This is a genomic window from Kitasatospora sp. NPDC034023 (genome assembly GCF_055575795.1).
Window position 1 is genome coordinate 3,571 of the sequence record NZ_JBVIRY010000098.1, and the last position, 420, is coordinate 3,990.

The following is a 420-nucleotide window of genomic DNA, read 5'->3' on the forward strand; positions in this document are numbered from 1 at the left end:
CCATGTTCACGGTCTGGGTGTCCACCGGCGAGGTCGAGCCGTTGAAGCTGGTGTCTCCACCGTACACGGCGGTCAGCGCGTGGGTGCCGACGGCGAGGTCGGTGGTGGTGAAGGTGGCCACGCCCGCGACGACAGTGCCAGTGCCCAGCAGGGTGGCGCCGTCGAAGAAGGACACCGTGCCGGTGGGGGTGCCGGCTCCGGGGGCGGTGGTGGTGACGGTGGCGGTGAGGACCTTGGGCTGGCCGAACACCGAGGGGTCGGGTGCCGAGGTCAACGCCGTGGTGGTGTCGGCCGTGGTGACGGTCTGGGCGTCGATGGGTGAGGTGGAGCCGTTGAAGCTGGTGTCGCCGCTGTAGACGGCGATCAGCGCGTGGATGCCGACGCCGAGGTCGGAGGTGGTGAAGGTGCCGGTGCCGGTGG

At 70.5% G+C, this 420-nt stretch carries 1 protein-coding gene; it reads right to left on the reverse strand.

From position 1 onward, the window contains the following. Window positions 1-420 (reverse strand): Ig-like domain-containing protein (locus ACZ52R_RS43380; protein WP_465755565.1); only part of this gene is annotated, 420 nt, incomplete at both ends.